This window comes from Algoriphagus sp. 4150, assembly GCF_031457395.1.
In the GTDB taxonomy this organism is placed as follows: domain Bacteria; phylum Bacteroidota; class Bacteroidia; order Cytophagales; family Cyclobacteriaceae; genus Algoriphagus.
Genome location: NZ_JAVDWS010000004.1, coordinates 197,480 through 216,646, shown reverse-complemented (window position 1 = coordinate 216,646; position 19,167 = coordinate 197,480). Strand labels below are relative to the sequence as shown.

14 protein-coding genes are annotated in these 19,167 nt (G+C 41.6%); 3 read left to right on the top strand and 11 right to left on the bottom strand.

Annotated elements, in window-relative coordinates:
* Positions 1 to 6: 6 nt before the first annotated feature.
* Entirely contained in the window at positions 7 to 3,519 is a 3,513-nt protein-coding gene (locus J2X69_RS08615) for a SusC/RagA family TonB-linked outer membrane protein (protein ID WP_310101559.1), read from the bottom strand.
* Between the two features lie 135 nt (positions 3,520 to 3,654).
* The gene (locus J2X69_RS08610) at positions 3,655 to 4,695 is read right to left on the bottom strand and encodes a FecR domain-containing protein (RefSeq protein WP_310101555.1); all 1,041 of its coding nucleotides are present in this window, start codon (positions 4,693 to 4,695) and stop codon (positions 3,655 to 3,657) included.
* A gap of 216 nt (positions 4,696 to 4,911) precedes the next feature.
* Between J2X69_RS08610 and J2X69_RS08605 the strand changes: the two genes are divergently transcribed.
* On the top strand, positions 4,912 to 5,487 hold the full coding sequence (locus tag J2X69_RS08605; RefSeq protein WP_310101552.1) for an RNA polymerase sigma-70 factor: 576 nt from the start codon (positions 4,912 to 4,914) through the stop codon (positions 5,485 to 5,487).
* A 250-nt stretch (positions 5,488 to 5,737) separates the two neighbouring features.
* Positions 5,738 to 9,982, top strand: coding sequence for a gliding motility-associated C-terminal domain-containing protein (locus J2X69_RS08600; RefSeq protein WP_310101549.1), 4,245 nt, complete (start codon positions 5,738 to 5,740; stop codon positions 9,980 to 9,982).
* A 96-nt stretch (positions 9,983 to 10,078) separates the two neighbouring features.
* On the opposite strand, the gene J2X69_RS08595 is transcribed toward J2X69_RS08600, so the two are convergent.
* Positions 10,079 to 10,753, bottom strand: coding sequence for a hypothetical protein (locus J2X69_RS08595; RefSeq protein ID WP_310101545.1), 675 nt, complete (start codon positions 10,751 to 10,753; stop codon positions 10,079 to 10,081).
* Positions 10,750 to 10,977: a zinc-binding dehydrogenase gene (locus J2X69_RS08590; protein ID WP_310101542.1), complete on the bottom strand. Its 228-nt coding sequence runs from the start codon at positions 10,975 to 10,977 to the stop codon at positions 10,750 to 10,752. The genes J2X69_RS08595 and J2X69_RS08590 overlap by 4 nt, the downstream gene beginning before the upstream one ends.
* Positions 10,978 to 11,218: 241 nt before the next feature.
* Between J2X69_RS08590 and J2X69_RS08585 the strand changes: the two genes are divergently transcribed.
* Entirely contained in the window at positions 11,219 to 11,593 is a 375-nt protein-coding gene (locus tag J2X69_RS08585) for a VOC family protein (RefSeq protein ID WP_310101539.1), read from the top strand.
* An 890-nt stretch (positions 11,594 to 12,483) separates the two neighbouring features.
* Here J2X69_RS08585 and J2X69_RS08580 read toward each other — a convergent pair.
* The 7 genes from J2X69_RS08580 to lpdA all read right to left on the bottom strand — a co-directional run bounded on the left by J2X69_RS08580 (position 12,484) and on the right by lpdA (position 19,058).
* Entirely contained in the window at positions 12,484 to 13,185 is a 702-nt protein-coding gene (locus J2X69_RS08580) for a hypothetical protein (RefSeq protein WP_310101536.1), read from the bottom strand.
* A gap of 513 nt (positions 13,186 to 13,698) precedes the next feature.
* Positions 13,699 to 14,712 (bottom strand): GntG family PLP-dependent aldolase, encoded by a 1,014-nt coding sequence (locus tag J2X69_RS08575; protein ID WP_310101533.1) that lies wholly within the window; start codon positions 14,710 to 14,712, stop codon positions 13,699 to 13,701.
* Positions 14,709 to 15,668: a glycerophosphodiester phosphodiesterase family protein gene (locus tag J2X69_RS08570; protein ID WP_310101531.1), complete on the bottom strand. Its 960-nt coding sequence runs from the start codon at positions 15,666 to 15,668 to the stop codon at positions 14,709 to 14,711. Before J2X69_RS08570 ends, J2X69_RS08575 begins: the two co-directional genes overlap by 4 nt.
* Positions 15,658 to 16,116, bottom strand: coding sequence for a DUF2721 domain-containing protein (locus tag J2X69_RS08565; RefSeq protein WP_310101528.1), 459 nt, complete (start codon positions 16,114 to 16,116; stop codon positions 15,658 to 15,660). Before J2X69_RS08565 ends, J2X69_RS08570 begins: the two co-directional genes overlap by 11 nt.
* Before the next feature lie 95 nt (positions 16,117 to 16,211).
* A complete protein-coding gene (locus tag J2X69_RS08560) occupies positions 16,212 to 17,036 on the bottom strand; it encodes an anti-sigma factor (RefSeq protein WP_310101525.1) in 825 nt (274 codons plus the stop codon).
* A complete protein-coding gene (locus J2X69_RS08555; protein ID WP_310101523.1) occupies positions 17,036 to 17,569 on the bottom strand; it encodes a sigma-70 family RNA polymerase sigma factor in 534 nt (177 codons plus the stop codon). The genes J2X69_RS08560 and J2X69_RS08555 overlap by 1 nt, the downstream gene beginning before the upstream one ends.
* A gap of 91 nt (positions 17,570 to 17,660) precedes the next feature.
* Entirely contained in the window at positions 17,661 to 19,058 is a 1,398-nt protein-coding gene (gene lpdA / locus J2X69_RS08550) for a dihydrolipoyl dehydrogenase (protein WP_310101520.1), read from the bottom strand.
* Positions 19,059 to 19,167: the final 109 nt, after the last annotated feature.

Sequence of the window (19,167 nt, the reverse complement as noted above, 5' to 3'; positions counted from 1 at the left end):
GTTTCTTTAAAATTTAATATCAAGGCCAAGCGTGAATGATTTCATCAGCGGAAAAGAATCGTAGTTTTTCTGTTCAGGATCCTGAAACTCCTTCACTTCAGATATTGCAAATAAATTGGTGCCGTTGAAGAAAACTTTTGCGTTTATAATATTTAAATTATCAAGCACCGCTCTGGGAATGTTATACCCCAGATTAAGATTTTTCAAACGTAAGTAAGCACCATTTTTGATCCAGAAAGACGATGCTCCTGTTCCTGACTCATACCAGTTCTGACCCACAGGTCGGGGATATTTGGCATTGGGATTGTCCGGAGTCCAGACATCATCAGCCCAGATCGGATAATAAGGTCTAATGGCACCTCCATGCTGTCTCATGCCGGCACCTTCCTGATTACTGATGATTCTGTCATAAACTCCCACACCCTGAAAGTGGGCATTCAATGAAAAATTATTCCAATCCAAGTCAAACCCAAAACCGTAATTTATCCTTGGAATGGCATTATTGGAAAGTAGCTGAATATCGTTCCCATCAATTTTGCCGTCAGCTCCCGGAGTAAAACCATCTCCTCTAATATCCTCAAAGTACAGTCCTCCCAAATAAGGATCTCGGCCAAACTGTTTAAATCCGGATTCCAAAAGTTCATTGAGCTGCTCCTGAGTCCTGATTATTCCAAATGAACGCAGTCCAAAAATCCTTTCACTGGGCTGCCCTATTTGCGTCTCCAGTTCACGGTTTCCACCAGACAGGAATATAGGATCCTGATCCAGTTTGTCCCATTGATCCCGGGCATAGCCCAAGTTACCGTATACCGAATACTTCAGTTTCCCTCCCGCAGCCTGATCTCTCCACAACAAAGCCAATTCACCGCCTCTCCAAGATCTTTCGGCATAATTTTCCGGCGCAAGGGCTTGCCCATAATTATCAGGCAGAGTCACAAGTCTTGAACCCAAAATATTTACTTCCCGCTTGTAGAATATATCTATAGATCCAACCAATCTGGTGTCGATCAATTCAAAGTCCAACCCGGCATTATAGGTGGTAGAAGTAGCCCAAGTCAAGTTGGGGTTCGGAGTTGCTCCGGGTATTATACTGGTATATAGCTCATCTCCGAAAATATACCCACCTCCGTTGCTATATGTATTTACGTATGAAAAAGGGTTAATCTTTTCATTATATATATCTAAATCATTACCCGTTGTCCCGTAAGACATTCTCAGTTTAAGGTCATCCAGCCAACCGGAAGATCCTGACATAAATTCCTCAGCAGCAATCCTCCAAGCAGCAGAAACGGAAGGAAAAAAACCCCATCGGTTACCTCTTGGAAAAAGTGTATTGCCATCGTATCTAAAGGAAAATTCAGCAATATACTTCTCGTCATAATTGTAATTGGCTCTACCTATCAGAGATTGTCTAGCCCCTATTTCTTCCCAACCACTACCGTATCTACGCTCAGCATCCTGCGAATACACAAAGTCCTGATCATAATTAGTCACAGGATCTTCTGCTCTCGAAAAGGCTCCAAACAACCCATTCTCCGCCTGCTCATAAACTGCCATGGCATTGATACCATGCTTATTAAAAGTCCTGTTGTAGTTTATAAACCAATTAAACTGATAGCTCCAGCCGGTCTCTAGCTCATAACTTAAAAACTCCTGATTTTGACTGAAATTAAATATGTTAAAATTATCAGGATCAGGTGCCGCAGGGACAAACCTATTACCATCAGGATCTGCCTGGGTAAACGTATAATTTTTCTGATACGTCAAATATTTTTTACGCATAAAATCTGTGGCAAGGTAATTTCCGGATACCCGGGTAGACAGCCCTTCTATAATGTCGCCCAAGTCAATATTGAGAGAGAGAATCGAATTCACCTGACGTTTTCTGGTTTTGATGTATCTGTCTCCTACTATCTGGTCGATCACACTCCAAGCCTGCCAGCTGCCCATAGGAGTTTGCAACGGAAAATCAGTTACATAATCGGCCGGCGTGCCATCTGCTTCAGTATAGAAAGGGTAGACCTTGGGCCAGTTGAAACTTACGCGATAGAGATCAGAAACATCATAATCATCATCTGGAGAAAATGGCCAGTAAAACCTGTCATGGTTTTGCTGGGTGGCGGCAATATTCAAATCCAATGTAATCCGGTTGGTGATTTTTGCAGACACGTTACTACGTAGGTTAAACTTCCCGTGGTCTACACTTTTATATGCACCCTTTTCACCCAGATAACTCAGCATGGAATAATATGTCAACTTATCATTGCCGCCAGTCACGCTCAAAACATAATTTTGGCTACTTGGATTTTGCCAGATGAAGTCGTTTACGTTATAATTCCTATCCCTGAAATAGGCAAATTCCTCAGGACCATTCGGCAAAGTGGTTCCCAAAAATTCCGCTACTCTATTCTGATAAATCAGTTCATCAGTAGCTGTAGTCTTATCTGAAAGAAGTTCTTGGGTAGGTCTAAAAGTGGATACGGATGTTTGAAACCCAATCGTCATTTTCTGCTCAGTACCCTGCTTGGTAGTGACCAGAACTACACCGTTACCGGCTCTTGATCCATAGATAGATGCTGATGCAGCATCCTTTAAGAAGCTTAAATTATCTACTTCATTTGGGTTGAGTGCATCAAAAGCCTCTTTGTCACGCACTATCCCGTCAATGACATACAATGGATCACCAAAACTTCCCCTGATCCGAATTGAGGATGATGCCCCGGACAGTCCGGAGGTTCCCGTCACATTCACTCCCGGAGCTCTACCTGCCAGTGTGTTGGAGAGATTAGTAGCCGGAATTTCATTTATATCATCAGTTTTTACGGCTGAAATTGCACCGGTCAGATTTACTTTTTTCTGAGTTCCATATCCTACTATGACAATCTCATCCAAAGATCTTGTGTCTTCTGCAAGTGTAACATCTATGATGCTTTGACTACCTATTTCTATGGTCTGGCTGACGTAACCAATAAAAGAAAATACAAGTGAAGCCCCTTCCGGCGCATCAATCGAATAATTACCGTCTGCATCTGTTACGGTTCCCGTGGAAGTACCCATCACCGTTACAGTCACTCCCGGCATCGGAAACTGACTTTCATCTACTACACTACCCTTCACTAACACCTCTTTTACTTTATCCGGTAATGGTGCAGCAGTATTTTTAACCCCAACATGAATGGTGTTATTGACTTGCTTAAATTTTAAATTGGATTCTTTTGAAATTTCCTTCAGGAGGTTTTCTATTGATACTTGTTCACCAATGCTTGTGTTGGTAAATACAATCTCCCTTATATCCTGCTTTTTTAAAGAAAAACGAAAGTCAGTTTCCCGTTCGATTTTTTGGAATACTTCACCTACATGTATTTGCTTTTGGTGAATAGCAATAAAAACCTCTTCCATCTTGATTTGGCCACTGCTTTCGCTTGCCAATAATGTGCTTAAAAATAAGCACTGAAGGACCATTCCGAGAAAGGCGTATTTTCCCATGGTTACAATTTTTATCAGTAACTTTGAATTCATAATAGTTCTGTTTATGGATAATATTCTATTGTCTGTAATCAATTAGATCATTGGTCATCGCTGCACGGCAAAATCCAGCTTTGATCGATGGTCTTCTTGTTTTTATACCTTAAAATTCCGCATAGGCAATTGGTTTTAGTTGATGATTATAGTTGAGTCCTCAATCTTAAATTCAAAGTCAAATGTGAACGATAGTCCAATCAGTATTTCCTCAAGTGTCTGATGCTCAAACCTGCCTGAATAGTCCTTTGATCCTTTTAGTTTTCTATTCACTTTAAAATGAACGCCGAACCAATTTTCGAGCCTGTCAAGTACTTCTCCGAAATTTGCGTTTTGGAATACGATTACGTTATCCTTCCAAGCAAAGGCTTGGTCGTAATCAATCTTCATTTTTTGCAAGGCCCCGTCTCCTTCAAAAATGGCGGCGTCCATAGTATGAAGAAGAATCTCTTCATTCTCAGAGGAACTAGAATTCTCAGATTTCGACACCTTTACACTGCCTGTAAGAACAGCTACCTGGCTACTTTGCTTAGCTGAATCTTCGGAAACCGCAAATGAAGTCCCCAGCACACTGGTCTTAAGACCTGTAGAATACACTATAAACGGACTCTCTTCATTTCGATAAACATCAAAGAAAGCCTCTCCTTGAAGATAAACCTCCCGTTTAGCCTCCGAGAATGATTTAGGAAACCTGATTTTACTATTGGCATTTAGCCGAATCATAGTTCCATCATTCAATTTTAAAGTCAACTTTTCTCCTGCCATTGTCTGCCTTGTCTCATAGTGTATTTGCCCCGATTTGGCTGTTTGCTTTTTTTCTTCCTCATTTCCTGGAAACAAAAGCCAAACAACAGAGGTCAGCAAACAGATTAGTATCGAAGCGGCAATCCGGGCTTTCCAGCTCATGAATGACTTGCTTTTAGAAGTACTTCTATCACAAGCCCCTCCTCCTACCCTAGATATACTTGGCTTATTTTCTTCTTCGATCCTTTTATGGATCTTATCAAACATGGCTTTACTGTCAACAGCAAGACGATTGCTTTCCTCTTGGAAATTCTCAAAATGCTTTTCCAGATCACCTCTCCCTTTTTCTGAAGTAATCCAAAGGAGAACCTGATGCACTTCTTCAGGAGTACATCTCCCATCGAAGAATTTCTTAATTAGTTCCGGGCTCATCGAATCAATTTTAAGTAGTACTGAAAAACCCCTCCTCACCCCCAAAGAGCTCAGAAAAAAAGATGTTTTTATTTTTATCAAGCCTTATTTACCCAATTTATTCACTCATCCAACCCTTATTAAGTAAAATTTTTAACTTACAATCTCTATATTTAAGAAATATTCTCAATTAAATACTTTTGCATAATTCACTCTCCGCCAAAGCCATTTCATCCCATGGATCAGAAACTTAAAGGTCTTGCGTCAAGATTAAGAAATGGGGATAAAAAAGCCTTTGAAGAGATATATGCACATTTTCACAGAAAAATATACCTATTCTGTCTTAGCTATGGACTTAGTGTGACGGATGCCGAAGAAATTACCCAAGAGGTATTTGTCAAGCTTTGGTTAAACAGAAATTCCATAGACCCGGAAAAAAAACTCAATTCCTATGTCTACAAAATAGGAAAAAACATCATCATAGATGAGTTCAAAAAAAGAATCAAAACTACTGCAGTTTACGAATATCAAATGGCGCTGATCCTACCCACCAATGATGTAGAAGAGACAATGGACTACATGGACCTAAAAGCTTTGATGGACAAGACGCTCGTTCATCTTCCAGAGCGGAGAAGGAAAGTTTTTGAATTATCCAGGTTAAAAGGACTTTCACATAAGGAAATCGCACTGGAATTAGGAATATCGACCAAAACAGTTGAAAACCATCTAAATCTTGCTTTACAAAATTTCCGCATAGCTTTTCAAGAGGCAAATTCCATTGTTTATTTATTCATTTTCACGGGGCTTTTTTAGCTATTAGCACTCATACCACCTCCACATATAAAGAAAAAATATTAAGGATTGCTGTAGGCCCTGGCCCGATGTCGAATTGTGGGATATTATCCTTAGTTGAAATTACCTTTTCCTTTGGCAACGTTACAAACGGGCTTATATTTCATCTTCTCTAGAGAAAAACTAAGTTTTAATTAAACCTCTATTTTTCTATTTAAAATTTATTTGCATATTTAAGCACGTAGTTTTCACACTTTTCAATCACCTCATCATGTTTTTTGGGAAATCCTCCTTCCTATTATTCGTATTGACTTGCATAAGTCTGCTTGCTCTGGTTACTCCTGCCAATGGACAAAATGACAATAGGGTCCCCTTTCGACACCGGATAGGATACCCCGCACCTGAAAATAATATTTTTCATATCAGAGGAGACTTTACCATCATAGGCAATACTAACCTCACCTTGACGACATATCGAGAGAACGTCCAGAATGCCCTTGAGGAGATGAGTTTTGTGGATATTGACAATGATCCCGAAACATTTAACTCTTCTGCAGCTACCCTCATGTTTTCGGAGGAAAACGGAGCAGATCCAAATTGCTCTGAAATCCTATATGCCGGACTATACTGGTCAGGAAGGACTGAACTTGGTAAAGGGTTGACCTTTGATACGAAAACAGGAGGCAAACCTGGAGCTCCCGTCACATTGGACAAAAAAGAGGAAGAAATCAGTCCTTTGGAAGAAATAGATTATTTTCCCTACACATTCAACGTTTTTTATTCCTCTGACGAGAATGGGTTGTACTTTCCTATCTACGAGCTTATTTCACCTGACGGATCGGAGAGCCTTACTTTTCAGTTTACCAATGACGGTGAAGTAATATATGGTTTCAATTATCACGGGGAATTTATGCCTGTGGAAGATCTTAAAATTGTAACTTCAGATGGAAAATCCACGGCTACTTTTAAGCCCATTACTTTCTCATTTGAAGACCTCACTTTTTCCATTGGCGAACTGACTAGATCTCCAGTTACAAGCTATGATGGTCTTATCGAAAAGGATATTTATTTTAAATTGATAACCTCAGGCACCTATACGCCTTATATCTATCAAACTGCGCATTTCGATAAGCGGCGGGTAAAATTAAAAGCACCTGGAGCAACAGAATACATAGAAGTAACTGCAGCAGGTAATGCCATACTCTTTCCACAGGGGGAGCTAGGTGAAATGTATGTGGGTTACGCCGATGTCACCCAACTTGTAAGAGACCATGGCAGTGGTGAATATACAGTTGCCGATATCGCCCTCACGGAAGGCAGCTCGGACAATATCGGCTCTTATGGTCACTGGGGATTAATTGTGGTTTACCAAAACGCCAAAATGAACTTCCGCGACGTCACCATATTTGACGGGTACACATTTGTAGAAGCTAAAAACGGGGCAGAGACAGTTGGCGAAATTGAGATAAATGGATTTGGGACCGTCAAAGAAGGCCCGGTAAGTCTTAAGCTAGGAATTCTGGCGGGAGAAGGAGATCAACCCACTTCAGGGGATTTTCTGGAAATATTGGATCAAAAAGGAGACTGGATACGATTGCAGCATCCCAACAACACTCCCAACAATTTCTTCAATTCTTCGATTTATACTCCAGTAAGGATGGCAGACGAAAGCTTAAAGGAGAATCCCAGAAACCCTTTTCTGAACAATAATACCGGAATAGACATAGTACAATGGGACATCCCTAATCCCGAAAATTCGATCATTGCAAATAATCAAACTTCAGCCCGCTTCAAGTATGGGACAAACCAAGACCTGTATACGCTCTACTCATTAGCTTTTTCGGTGCTATCTTATTCCCCAGAAATACAAGCCCACAACCAAATCATATCAATAGACGGAAAAATCCCGACAGACTCTCCATCAGCTAGACCCGGTGAGGAAATCGCCTACCAAGTGGACATCAGAAATGCAGGTTCAGAAACCTCGGAACAAACCCGGATTGTCATTCCTATCCCATATACTGCTTCTTTCGTGAATGCCGAGGTGATACCGGGAAACTATGGCAGCGTGACGTTCGATCCTAATCAGGGTTTGTCAGGAGCAATCATCTGGGAACTCGGCACTGTGCCTTTGACAGAAAACCCAGAAGAACTAATCGCCTCTTTGCAATACACCTTGAAACTGACAGAAGATTGCTTTGTACTTGCAAACGACAATTGTGATGCAAGAGTCTCCGTTAATGGTAGTATTTCTGGCATTGGAGGCACCTCCAAACAGACATATTCCGACACGCCCTTTATTAAAGGGTTTATGGACGGGGACTGCTCCGGATACGGAATCTACGGCCCTTTAGAAGTTCCAATCACAGGGAAAGCCGAATTTGCGGCCACCCATTGCTTAGGATTCGAGCTAGTTACCAACCTGAACTCTATAGATCTCCCTGAATTCTGCCTAGGAGACACTCCCGCTAATCTGTCCGAACACATCCTTCCTAGCAAAGAAGGGTACCAGATCTTTTTCTTTTCAGATGAGATCGGCGGCACACCCTTGTTGGATTATTATGTAAATACTTCTTTTGCCGGAACTGAAACGGTGTGGGTATCTGAGGGGCCCTTCGGCTCCTGTACGGGAATTCGGGTACCGGTCGATTTAATTGTTAGAGCCAGATCTCCACAGCCGATTACCGAAGATATAATTATGTGTATGGAGCAGAAATCCATTCAGTTCAGCGTGGATGAATCCCCGGGCTTCAGTGTGTTGTATTATGCGGATAACGATCCTCTGACACTACCACTGGCTACGGCTCCTCTTATTGACCTATCGGCGGCGAAAGATTTATCTATATGGGTAAGCCAATTTAAAGAAGGGGAATGCGAAAGCTTTCGTAAAGAAGTTAAATTTTTAGTAGAAGACTGTAGTCTCAGACCTAATATCCAGCTATTCCTCACCGCAGATCCGGGGCGTTATAGCCAGGAGCAAGAACTTATCACTTTTATCCTAGTGGTAAAAAATACCGGTGGGATCAGGCTGGATAATGTAGTGGTCAATGAATACCTGACCTACAGAAACTGGAACATCACTAATTTAAACCCCTCTGAAGAACAGACTTTTAGCTTCTCCTATAATGCAACCTTATGGGACTTACAATCCGGCTCTATCACACTTAATGCTAACGCAAATGGTTTTGACCGGTATGGCGAATTTGTCTACGACGATCAACTGTTAGAAATACAGGGAGTAGAATATGAAATCACCACCTCCCCTGTAGTCTGCCAGTCAGACGGGATAGCGCTTGGATCCATCAGTGTCTATTGGCAGCACGAGCAGAGCGGCACCTACACTATTCGAAGCCTTCATGACAGTAAAGAATATTCCGGTGAATTTGAGAGCAAAAACCGGATTCAACACCAAGTACCGGCTGGAGATTATACTCTTGACATTTGGGATTCGGCTGGACAGCCCTACTCAGTAACCAGAACAATAAGCATCGAAAAAAGAGACGAGGTTGAATTTTGGATTCCAACTCAAGTAGACGGTTGTGGTGAATATTTACTTGCCCCAGAGACTGCACAAGAGTTAGCGTTCACTCTTATTGCGCCTGATGGATCTATTATAAATCAAAATTCGGACGGTTATTTTCCCATTGTACAGAAAGGTTCTTACAAGATTAAAGGAACTGATCCACAACAGGTACTGTGCCCTGTGGAAAAAACCTTTCAATCAGACATCCTCCTCCCTGCAGCGTTAGAACTCGAAGCAATGCCCTTCTGCAGCGAAGATACTTCCACCACCATATTCTTAAAGGCTGACGCAGCGGAGCACGAAATAAAATGGTTCAGCGTTAATTCCGAAGGAGACGAACATCTTGATGCGTACGACAACAGCACAATGCTGATTGTGCAGGGTGAGGGAGCCTATCGTGTCACCCTTACAGATAAAGATGGATGCGCCTTGGGTGTTGGCGAGATCCAAATCACACAATCTTTTACTCAACCTCCTACGCTTAACAGTCTGTACACAATCTGTCCAAAAAAGAATGCCTTAGCTGCTATCGAACCTGGAAGCAGATTTACAGAATATAGCTGGATTCTGGATGGAGTGGAAGTAAGTGTTTCTCCGGTATTTATTCCTACTCTGGTAGGCTCCTATAGCCTAATTGCAAAAGACTGGCTGGGATGTGACTTTTTTGCTGATTTTGAAGTGGAAATCAAATGTGAGCCTGAAGTACTCCACCCTACCGCCATTCGACCAGGTGATCCAGAAAGAGCCTTTGTAGTCTATCCCGACAACTTGACAGATGAGCTTGAACTGTCCATCTACAACCGCTGGGGACAACTTATATACTATTGCGAGGATAAAAATTTAGAAAATGAGGTGAAGTCGTCTTGCGTATGGGACGGAACATTTAATAATACTGCGGCCCCTAATGGTTCGTATCTTGTTCTGGTACGTATTAAGAATAGGCAACAAAACCTTACTATAGTTCAGAGGTCCTCTGTTTTGGTGTTTGATTAATCTGACCGATACAAGGAAAAACTACTGATCATGACAAGGTTGCTGCCATTTTTAATAGGTTATCGAAAAAATAATACAGGATAGTCATGGTTATCATCAACCACCCGTCAAGTCAAATCTGCCTTGCCCCACTTCGGATTTATCCCTGTTGATCAGCATAAGTTTATCACCCTTCACTACAAAGTAATCAGCTACAGACCATTCCCAATTTTTCTGTTCCCTGAAATTAATTGCGCTGACTTTATAATTCACGATTATTGAATCTCCTTTAACGGTGAGTTCAATTTCATCAAATGTATCCTGAATAGTGGCCGTATAAGGAGTAGTGGGGCAATTTGCACTTTCCAGCTCCGCCAGTACCTGGGGGTCATCAGAAAACCATTCTTTCAAAAAGCCCAGATGCCTGTCTGAGCATTGATAGCCAAGTCCTAAAGCGGTAATTATTTTACAATCCAAATTGCTTCGATCCTCTTCCGCATCCCCGTCCCACCAGCACTCATTTCCTATAAATGTGGCCACATATCCAAGAGCAGCTTTCTCCGGATCTTCCATTATATCCACGTACTCAAGATTCAGAAAAATGGAATTGAAGCTATCATTAAGTGCAGAGTCATATTTCATATCCCTCCACAAAAATTGGACAGTGGTGTCTTTTACGTGAATGTCAAGTGATTCAATTTGGGTCGGATCCGATTGTAGTTGGGTGGTATTGTCCATCTTTCCACATGAGATCAATGCTAGAATCGACGGTATAACAAGTAAGTTTTTCATTCTCCGATTTTTAAGATTACGTTGCCTTTCTTTCTCCCTTTGTCAACATACCGGTGTGCCTCTACTACTTTGTCCAATGAAAAGGTTCTATCAATTATCGCACTAAAATTCCCTTTCTCATAAAGTTCTTTTATATACTCCAATTGATCCTGAGATTCGGAAGCATATTCCAACCCTCCAACAGACTTATAAACACCGCCTTTTTCCAGTAATAAATTCTGCATAGGTTCCAAAATTAAAGCCTGTCATACCAAATACATGGTCCCCTGATTTGAACCTTGATGCTTTACTACCCATATCAGTGATAATTCCCGCATAAACAGTCCCCAAAACGGATTTTCGAGGTTTCGAAAATCAACTTATATTTTTCAATAAGATTGGTTAGCTATTGAAAGTAGTCAGCTACAGAAAGACATACATCTGTTGATTTTTCAAACAAAGGAACAAAACTAAAGGATTCAAACTATGGCAACATCATCGAAAAATCCATTTACTTGGATAGAAATCTATGTCGAAGACATGGATCGGGCTAGGAAATTTTACGAAAGTGTTTTTCAAATCAAGATGCTTTCTATGCAGACCCCATCAGAATTTGGAGATTTGGAAATGTGGTGTTTCCCGTGGGCAGAAGAGGCAGTAAACATTAGCGGTGCGCTTTGCAAGACCTCCGAGAACAAACCCAGTGGAGGGACATTGGCTTACTTCACCTGTGAGTATTGTGCCATAGAAGCTTCCAGAGTATCATATTCCGAAGGGCAAATTCTACAGGATAAAATACCAATTGGAGAACATGGTTTTTGTAACATTATCGTGGACACGGAAGGCAATACCACACTCTGATAGTTGAAATCTTATGAAATCGAGCATACAGTTGCTGGACGTTGCAACCATGATTTTTTGGTTTTGGATAACTCACATTACTAGAGTCAGAAAATGACTACATATCTTCGAAGGAATGGAAACATAAAAAAATTTGAATACTTGTAAAGAGCTACTTTCCAATGAAAGTAGCTCTTATGTCCTTTATCAATGCAATATTTATGGTATTGCGCTAACTAAAGAAAGACTTCTTGGCTTTGATTAAAGTCCAATACCTCCTAGAAGGCCTGACAATAACGCAAGAACAACTTCGAGTAAAGATGAAATAAGATTCATGATAGTTGAGTTTTTGTTTTTTTGTCTACTCTGAAAAATTGGTTTTCGACATCCCCAAATAAATAATTACATCGATGACTTACTTATTACACTAATGTAAAAATTTAATTTTTAAATATTTATTACAATAAAATCCTGTTAATTATTTGAATATTATAATTTAAACCAAAAACACCCAGTTAATTGTCGTTTGAAACCAGGTTGATGCTTTTTGATTTATTTCTCACAGACAAAGCCTAAGTGGCAAAAAAGCTCAGTTGTTACCAAAGAGTTTAAAATTGTAATCGAGATAAATGATAGAGTTTTTTTTTCTAAACGTTTTACCACGCCATATAGAATGCCTGCATAGGTTGTTGCTCATCCGCAATTATAAAATCCCGCTCCGGACTGAGGAAAAGAAATTTCCAGACTGCCCGCAACAGAACCTCCTTCATTCAGTTTCTGTGAATAAGGAATATCCCGAGCCACCATGCTGTCTACAGATCTAATAAAATGGGCTATGCGATTCTATTTATTCCAATCCCATCCAAATCAAAGCTGAGAGTACAAGTGTAAATAACAAAAGCTTGGACTCATCATTTCCGCTTGATCATGTACAGCTGATCTTGTTCATAGTTCTTGGCATAAACTAAAAAAGCAATATCATCCTCCAGCCGTTCGTAATAATATAGACCTATCCTATAGTCAGTATCTGCGGAAAAAAATAGAGCTCCGCTTTCGCAGGGCATTTTAATCTTCAGCATTTCATTTTTGAACACTATAGTATAATACCCGTCCCCATCCCAGATATAGCATGGGCTGCCGCCTGTGGGATTGCCAATTCCAGAAAATGGATTTAAGCATTCAAAGTTAAATTTTCTCTTGCCAAAATGTTTTAGATAGATTTTCTCCGTAGAGTCAGACCATTTTTGAAATGGCTTCAATTCGTTTTTCAGCAATACTGCATTCTCAAAAAAACCACCCTCTTTCTCCTGAGAGGAAACCACATTTCCCGTTGAATCTATGCTAAGATAGTGCCTGTAGAGCTCTGCACTTCCACTTTCACTCGTTGAGGGCATGTATTCCTCTGTTTGGAGGAAAGCAATTTTATTCAACGCATCGTAATAAATATACCCATTGTGTTCTCCTGCGTTGGGATTAGAGGAACTGAAATGGAATTCAAATTTCTTACCCGGCACCTGGATCTTTTCTATGGTGTAATTATCAGATACGACACCTTTCTCTATATCGGTATATGTTTTATCATTGTGGCGGCTATAGAGATAGTTTAATAACATCAAAAGACATGGTATGGACAAGATTACCAGCATAACTATTAAAATCTTTCTCGCCCTTTTCATGTAGGTGGGGTTATCGTTCAAGCAGTTGACAGTGTATCTTCCACCAGAATCTACACTATTTCCGTGTTATTCTATCAGAAAGTCTACTTCTATGGCATTAATTTAGTTAAACATACATAATCCACTACCCCCTGATTTATTGTTAACCCTTATCCCAATCTGCACAGTAGATTTCATCTGTTTATATTTTGTTTTAAGAGGTCAGATGGAATCTCGCTTCACAGATAATCATTCCTCCGTGTAACTCCTGAGTCATGCTCGATTTCATCTGTTTATATTTTGATTTTTAATGGTCATAACCTGTCCCGTGACGAAGGAAACGGGATGGAATCTCGCACGGCGAATAATCATCCCTCTCCCGAAGCAAGTTCGGGACAAGTTGTGTGTCGTCTTCGACATGCTCGATTTCATACGGGCATATATCTCACAACCAGAGATTCTCCAATAAAATCACAATCCCGCCATCCGTCTTTCCAGTTCCGTCAATTGCTCATCCCCAAAATCCAGATGAGTCACAAATCTTATTAAATCTGCTCCGAATTTGACAGCTTTGATATCCCTAAGTGCTAACTTCTTCAAAAACTCTTCGGGCGAAACCCCATCCAATCTGCCAATCACAATATTCGTGGCTACCGGCAAAACTTCAGAAACGACCTGTAATTTCAACATCATTTCACCCAATGCCCTAGCTCGTATATGATCTTCCCTCAACCGTTTTACCTGATTATCCAAGGCATAAATTCCTGCTGCTGCCAAAAAACCGGCTTGCCTCATGCCTCCGCCCCACACTTTTCTTATTTTTCGGGCTCTTCTGATATCCGATTTTGAGCCCAAAAGAAGCGATCCGACAGGACAGCCTAACCCCTTACTCAGGCAAATGGAGATCGTATCAAACTGAGCACCCCAATCCGTCGGACTTTCACCTGTTTCTACCAATGCATTAAAAAGTCTGGCTCCATCCAAATGCAATTTCAGGCCAGTCGCTGAGCATAGCTCTCTAATTGGCTTCACCTCATCCAGTGTATAAATGCTCCCTCCGCCCTTATTCATGGTGTTTTCGAGTGAAACCAAGCTCGTCTCAGGTGCATGCACATCATCCGGGTTGATTGCGTTCTTTATATCCTCAGCCGTCATTTTACCAAAATCCCCATCAAGCAATTTCACTGATGCCAAGGAATTGGACATAATACCCCCACCCTCATAGAGATAGACATGGGAATGCTTATGGCAAATCACTTCTGCCTGAATGCGCGTATGAAGACGGATGGCGATTTGATTGGTCATCGTACCGGATGGGCAATAAATAGCCGCTTCCATGCCAAAAAGTTTAGCAGCTTTGGCTTCAAGCTCATTCACGGTAGGATCTTCACCAAAGACATCATCACCAACCGGTGCAGCAAACATGGCATCCTTCATCCCAGCCGTAGGTTGGGTGACAGTATCACTTCTCAGATCAATAATCATTTCTTGAAATACTTGGATTTAGAGCTTTCTGATGGGGCCAAAGTCTTAATTGCAGCCGCTGCTTCTATGGGCCTATCTGTTGCCAAAATATCGGCTCCTTTGTGGACAAAACTTGCATAAAGCTGATCTCCGCGCGCAATGGCGCTTTTGTCCAAATTGCCCAGTACCCCCAAAATGGTGAACACCCCTTTCTCATGTAGGGCTTTGTTGAATTCCTGAGGACGTTCTGTTACTCCCGTAAAAGCAATCACCCGAGTCCAGGGAATCCCCGTTTCTTCAAAATGCTGAATTTCCTCTACATTTCGGATAGTTACCGAAAGCATCAGCTCCGGTGCCATGGAGTGGAGTTTTTTGGCCGCAGGAAAAGAATAAGTAATCAGAGCTGCATGAGCTTCCGATTTAGTCTTTCGGACAATCTCTATAATTTTCTCATACGGAACTGATTTCTTGATATCTACTGTCAAAAGAGCTTTTCCCTTCGACCAAACCAAGGCTTCTTCCAACGTTGGTACTTTGAAATCGGTCACGTTTCCGGCTTCATCCTTAAGGAAAAGTTGCTGAATCTCCGCATAGGTAGCATCGCTCACCAGCCCTTTTCCGGTAGTTGTTCTATTCAATTTATCGTCGTGCATCAGAACCAAAATTCCGTCTTTGGTCATAGCCACATCCAATTCGATAATTGTCGGAGTGTATTTCACCACATTGGCAAAAGTCTCTATAGCATTCTCCGGAAATCCGGGATAAGGACCTCCCCGATGTGCAGATACCATTGGAATACGATCCGAAGTCCAAGTATAAAAATCAAGCGCTTCTTCTACACTGTTTACCTGAATGTGATTTTCGGAAACTTGGACCGAAGATTCAACAGGTTGAATTACCTGCTGCTCTACCGGTTTTTGGCTGCATGAACCACAAGCCAGAAGCAGGAATGGAATCCACAAAAACTTATTCTTCATCTTTTTTCAAATCTTTTCTAAATATAAAATCAAGGCCACTGCTTCGTTTTCTGAATATTTCCTCCATATCAGCTAATTCCAAATTCAAGGCTTTGGTCGATATTTGTATTTCCACCAATGATAAAACCAGTGAGATAAGCAGAGATAACATACTGCCTACAAATACCCAATTGGCTGCATCGGTAACCCCACGAAACAGCAAATACATACAAATCACACACAATAAAAAACTAAAAACTCCAAAGAGCTGCATGTTTTTGATAAGTGTGAGCCTCCTGCGAAGATTATGGAGTTGCTCTACGATAATGCCTTCATCAGGCGCTTCAATAAACTTCTTGTGTAAACCACGAATAAGATTGGCAATAGCTAAAAAGCGGTTGGTATAAGCCAGCATTAGCAATGTGATGGCTGAAAAAAGCAATGCCGGGGTAGAGAGTTGGAGTTCCATATGCTAAAGTTAACCGGTTAAATATGCCTTAAATTCCTTTAAATGAAAAAAGCCTGCTCCTTTCAGAACAGGCAAATATTAACTTATTCAAATCTCTAAGCCACTTCTCCCAGCACCACCAGTTTTTCCAGTGTAGGCGCTTCGGATCCTCCTTTTGGCTCAATGGTGATGGCAAAAGCTCCTGCCTGAGCCACCGCTTCCATCTGCTGCAAAGTCAGTTTCACGCCCGAGTTCACAAGACCAATCCCCACAGGTCCATCGTCTCCTATAGCCCAAAGCTGGTAATCATACTCATCGCTAAGGTCATTCAGGTTATTCACCGCCACAAAGACTTCCTGAGCATTTTGATCCCAGAAGACATCTACTTTAGCATCTTTCTGCATTTCAAAACCTTCTCCTCTCATCTCCACCCGCTTCAAGTTACCCGCAATAATCTTATCGAGCTGAGAATCCTTTTGCTCGTATTCCTGCTTCACCTGATTCAGATTGTCCGCCATTACGCTTTGATCTTGCAGCAAAGCGGTAAACTGCTCATTTCTTTCCTGATACTTGCCCGCATAATAGAACGCCGCTCCAGAGGCTACGATGGCAGCGATAGATGCCGCAATGGCAAACGGCTTCCAAGGACTGCTGATCGGCACCACTTTAGTGTCAGCGGGGCCAGCTGTTGGTTCTGGGGCCTCCTTGAGGATAAAGTCGCTTTCCAGTGTAGAGAAAATCTTATCTTTTACATCCTGAGAAGGTTCCTTACCGGACATATTATCAAAGGCAAACATAGTCTCCTCCAATTCATCCAGTTCTTTTTGGATCTCCGGATACGTCCTAGCCATGTTCAATACTTCCTCACGCTCTCGCTCCGTCAACTCTCCCAAAAGGAAAAGTTCCAGTTTACCTGACGATATGTAAGATTGAATATCCACTAGATTCTTGCTATATTTTTTTTCAACACTTGTATTGCCGCTCTCACCCTAGACTTGACGGTGCCTAGAGGTATTTCGAATTCCTCCGAAACCTCCGAATGCGTATATCCCTTGAAGTAAATATACTCCACTATAAACTTTTGGTCATCATTGAGATCGATCATCAACTCCCTCACTCCGATCGCATCTATTTGCTCTTGGGTGCCTGATTGGCTTTCCATTCCATATACGAAATCATCTATGGCGTTGGTCTTACCTGATTGGGACATTTCCTTGGAACGGAGTTTATCAATCGCTGAATTTCGGCAAATATTGGCCATCCAAGTGTATAAACGCCCTTTTGACTCGTCGTAACGATCTATCTTTCTGGTGATTTTCACAAAGGAATCATGAAAAACCTCCTCTGCTATATCCTTATCAAAAATAATTCTTGAGATCACCGCATAAAGAGCTCTGGAGTATTTGTCGTACAAATACTCGGTAGTCTTTCTGTCTTTTGCCCTAAGCCCGGCGATGAGTTGTTCTTCCTGCAAGAATCGGTGGTTTGAAAAATTTCTTCTCTAAATGTAAAACACAAGACCAATTGTTTTAGGTCTTGTGTCTTTTATTTTTGAAATTTTTATATCAAAGGTGAATCACTTCGTCATAAGCAGCGGCCGCAGCCTCCATTATCGCTTCTGACATCGTAGGGTGAGGATGCACCGTTTTAATCAATTCATGACCGGTGGTTTCGAGTTTGCGGATAGCCACGATCTCAGCGATCATCTCGGTTACATTATACCCTATCATGTGAGCACCTAGCAATTCACCGTATTTTTTATCAAACACCAGCTTTACAAAACCGTCTTTCGCACCCGCCGCAGAAGCTTTGCCGGAGGCAGAGAAAGGAAATTTACCGATTCTCAACTCGTATCCTGCTTCCTTAGCCTTAGCTTCTGTCATGCCCACAGAAGCTATTTCAGGGGAGCAATACGTACAGCCTGGGATATTTCCATAATCCAATGGTTCAGGATTCTGGCCGGCGATTTTCTCCACACAGATGATTCCTTCTGCGGAAGCCACGTGAGCCAAAGCAGGCCCGGGGATCACATCACCTATGGCATAGTAGCCGGGCATATTTGTTTTATAGTACTCGTCAACTTTGATTTTGCCTTTATCCACCAAAATACCTACGTCTTCCAGTCCAATATTCTCAAGGTTTGAAACAACTCCTGCGGCAGAAAGTACGATATCGCAATCCAACGTCTCTTCACCTTTGGCGGTTTTTACTGTCACTTTGCAGCCTGTTCCTTTGGTATCTACCGCAGTCACCTCCGAAGAAGTCATGATGGTCATGCCTGCTTTTTTGTATAGTTTCTCCAAAGTCTTGGATACTTCCACATCTTCCACAGGAACGATTCTATCCAAAAATTCCACGATAGTCACTTCAGTGCCCATGGTCGCATAGAAATAGGCAAATTCAATTCCGATTGCGCCGGAACCTACAACCACCATTTTCTTAGGCATCTTATCCAAAGTCATCGCTTCACGATAACCAATAATCTTTTTCTTATCGATCTTCATGGAAGGAAGTTCACGTGATCTTGCGCCGGTAGCGATAATGACATTATCAGCAGCATAGACAGTTTTCTTTCCATCCTTGTCCTCTACTTCCACTTTCTTGCCGGGCTGGATTTTCCCCCAGCCTTTGATTACCTCTATCTTATTCTTCTTCATCAGGAAGGTAACCCCCTTACTCATTCCGTCTGCTACGCCTCGGCTTCTTTTGACGATACCGGTGAAATCAGCACTGGCGTCTTTTACATTAATACCGTAGTCCGCAGCATGATTGATGTACTCAAATACCTGAGCACTTTTCAACAAGGCTTTGGTGGGAATACAACCCCAATTAAGGCAAATACCACCCAATTCCGCAGCTTCCACTACGGCAGTTTTTAGACCGAGTTGGGAAGCACGAATAGCGGCCACATAGCCACCAGGTCCACTACCCACCACGATCACATCAAATTTTGTCGAAGACATATCTATTTTGAGTTATTTTAAACGAGTTGAAACTATGCAAAAATAGGCCTTTTGGGTTCAGAAAAAAATTTGGTTTCCTACTCTATTTCAGCTTGAAAAACCGATTTGG

Bases quoted from the DNA above. Each gene is read 5' to 3' on its own strand.
- J2X69_RS08615 (WP_310101559.1), bottom strand. From the start codon at position 3,519: ATGAATTCAAAGTTACTGATAAAAATTGTAACCATGGGAAAATACGCC.
- J2X69_RS08610 (WP_310101555.1), bottom strand. From the start codon at position 4,695: ATGAGCCCGGAACTAATTAAGAAATTCTTCGATGGGAGATGTACTCCT.
- J2X69_RS08605 (WP_310101552.1), top strand. From the start codon at position 4,912: ATGGATCAGAAACTTAAAGGTCTTGCGTCAAGATTAAGAAATGGGGAT.
- J2X69_RS08600 (WP_310101549.1), top strand. From the start codon at position 5,738: ATGTTTTTTGGGAAATCCTCCTTCCTATTATTCGTATTGACTTGCATA.
- J2X69_RS08595 (WP_310101545.1), bottom strand. From the start codon at position 10,753: ATGAAAAACTTACTTGTTATACCGTCGATTCTAGCATTGATCTCATGT.
- J2X69_RS08590 (WP_310101542.1), bottom strand. From the start codon at position 10,977: ATGCAGAATTTATTACTGGAAAAAGGCGGTGTTTATAAGTCTGTTGGA.
- J2X69_RS08585 (WP_310101539.1), top strand. From the start codon at position 11,219: ATGGCAACATCATCGAAAAATCCATTTACTTGGATAGAAATCTATGTC.
- J2X69_RS08580 (WP_310101536.1), bottom strand. From the start codon at position 13,185: ATGTTATTAAACTATCTCTATAGCCGCCACAATGATAAAACATATACC.
- J2X69_RS08575 (WP_310101533.1), bottom strand. From the start codon at position 14,712: ATGATTATTGATCTGAGAAGTGATACTGTCACCCAACCTACGGCTGGG.
- J2X69_RS08570 (WP_310101531.1), bottom strand. From the start codon at position 15,668: ATGAAGAATAAGTTTTTGTGGATTCCATTCCTGCTTCTGGCTTGTGGT.
- J2X69_RS08565 (WP_310101528.1), bottom strand. From the start codon at position 16,116: ATGGAACTCCAACTCTCTACCCCGGCATTGCTTTTTTCAGCCATCACA.
- lpdA (WP_310101520.1), bottom strand. From the start codon at position 19,058: ATGTCTTCGACAAAATTTGATGTGATCGTGGTGGGTAGTGGACCTGGT.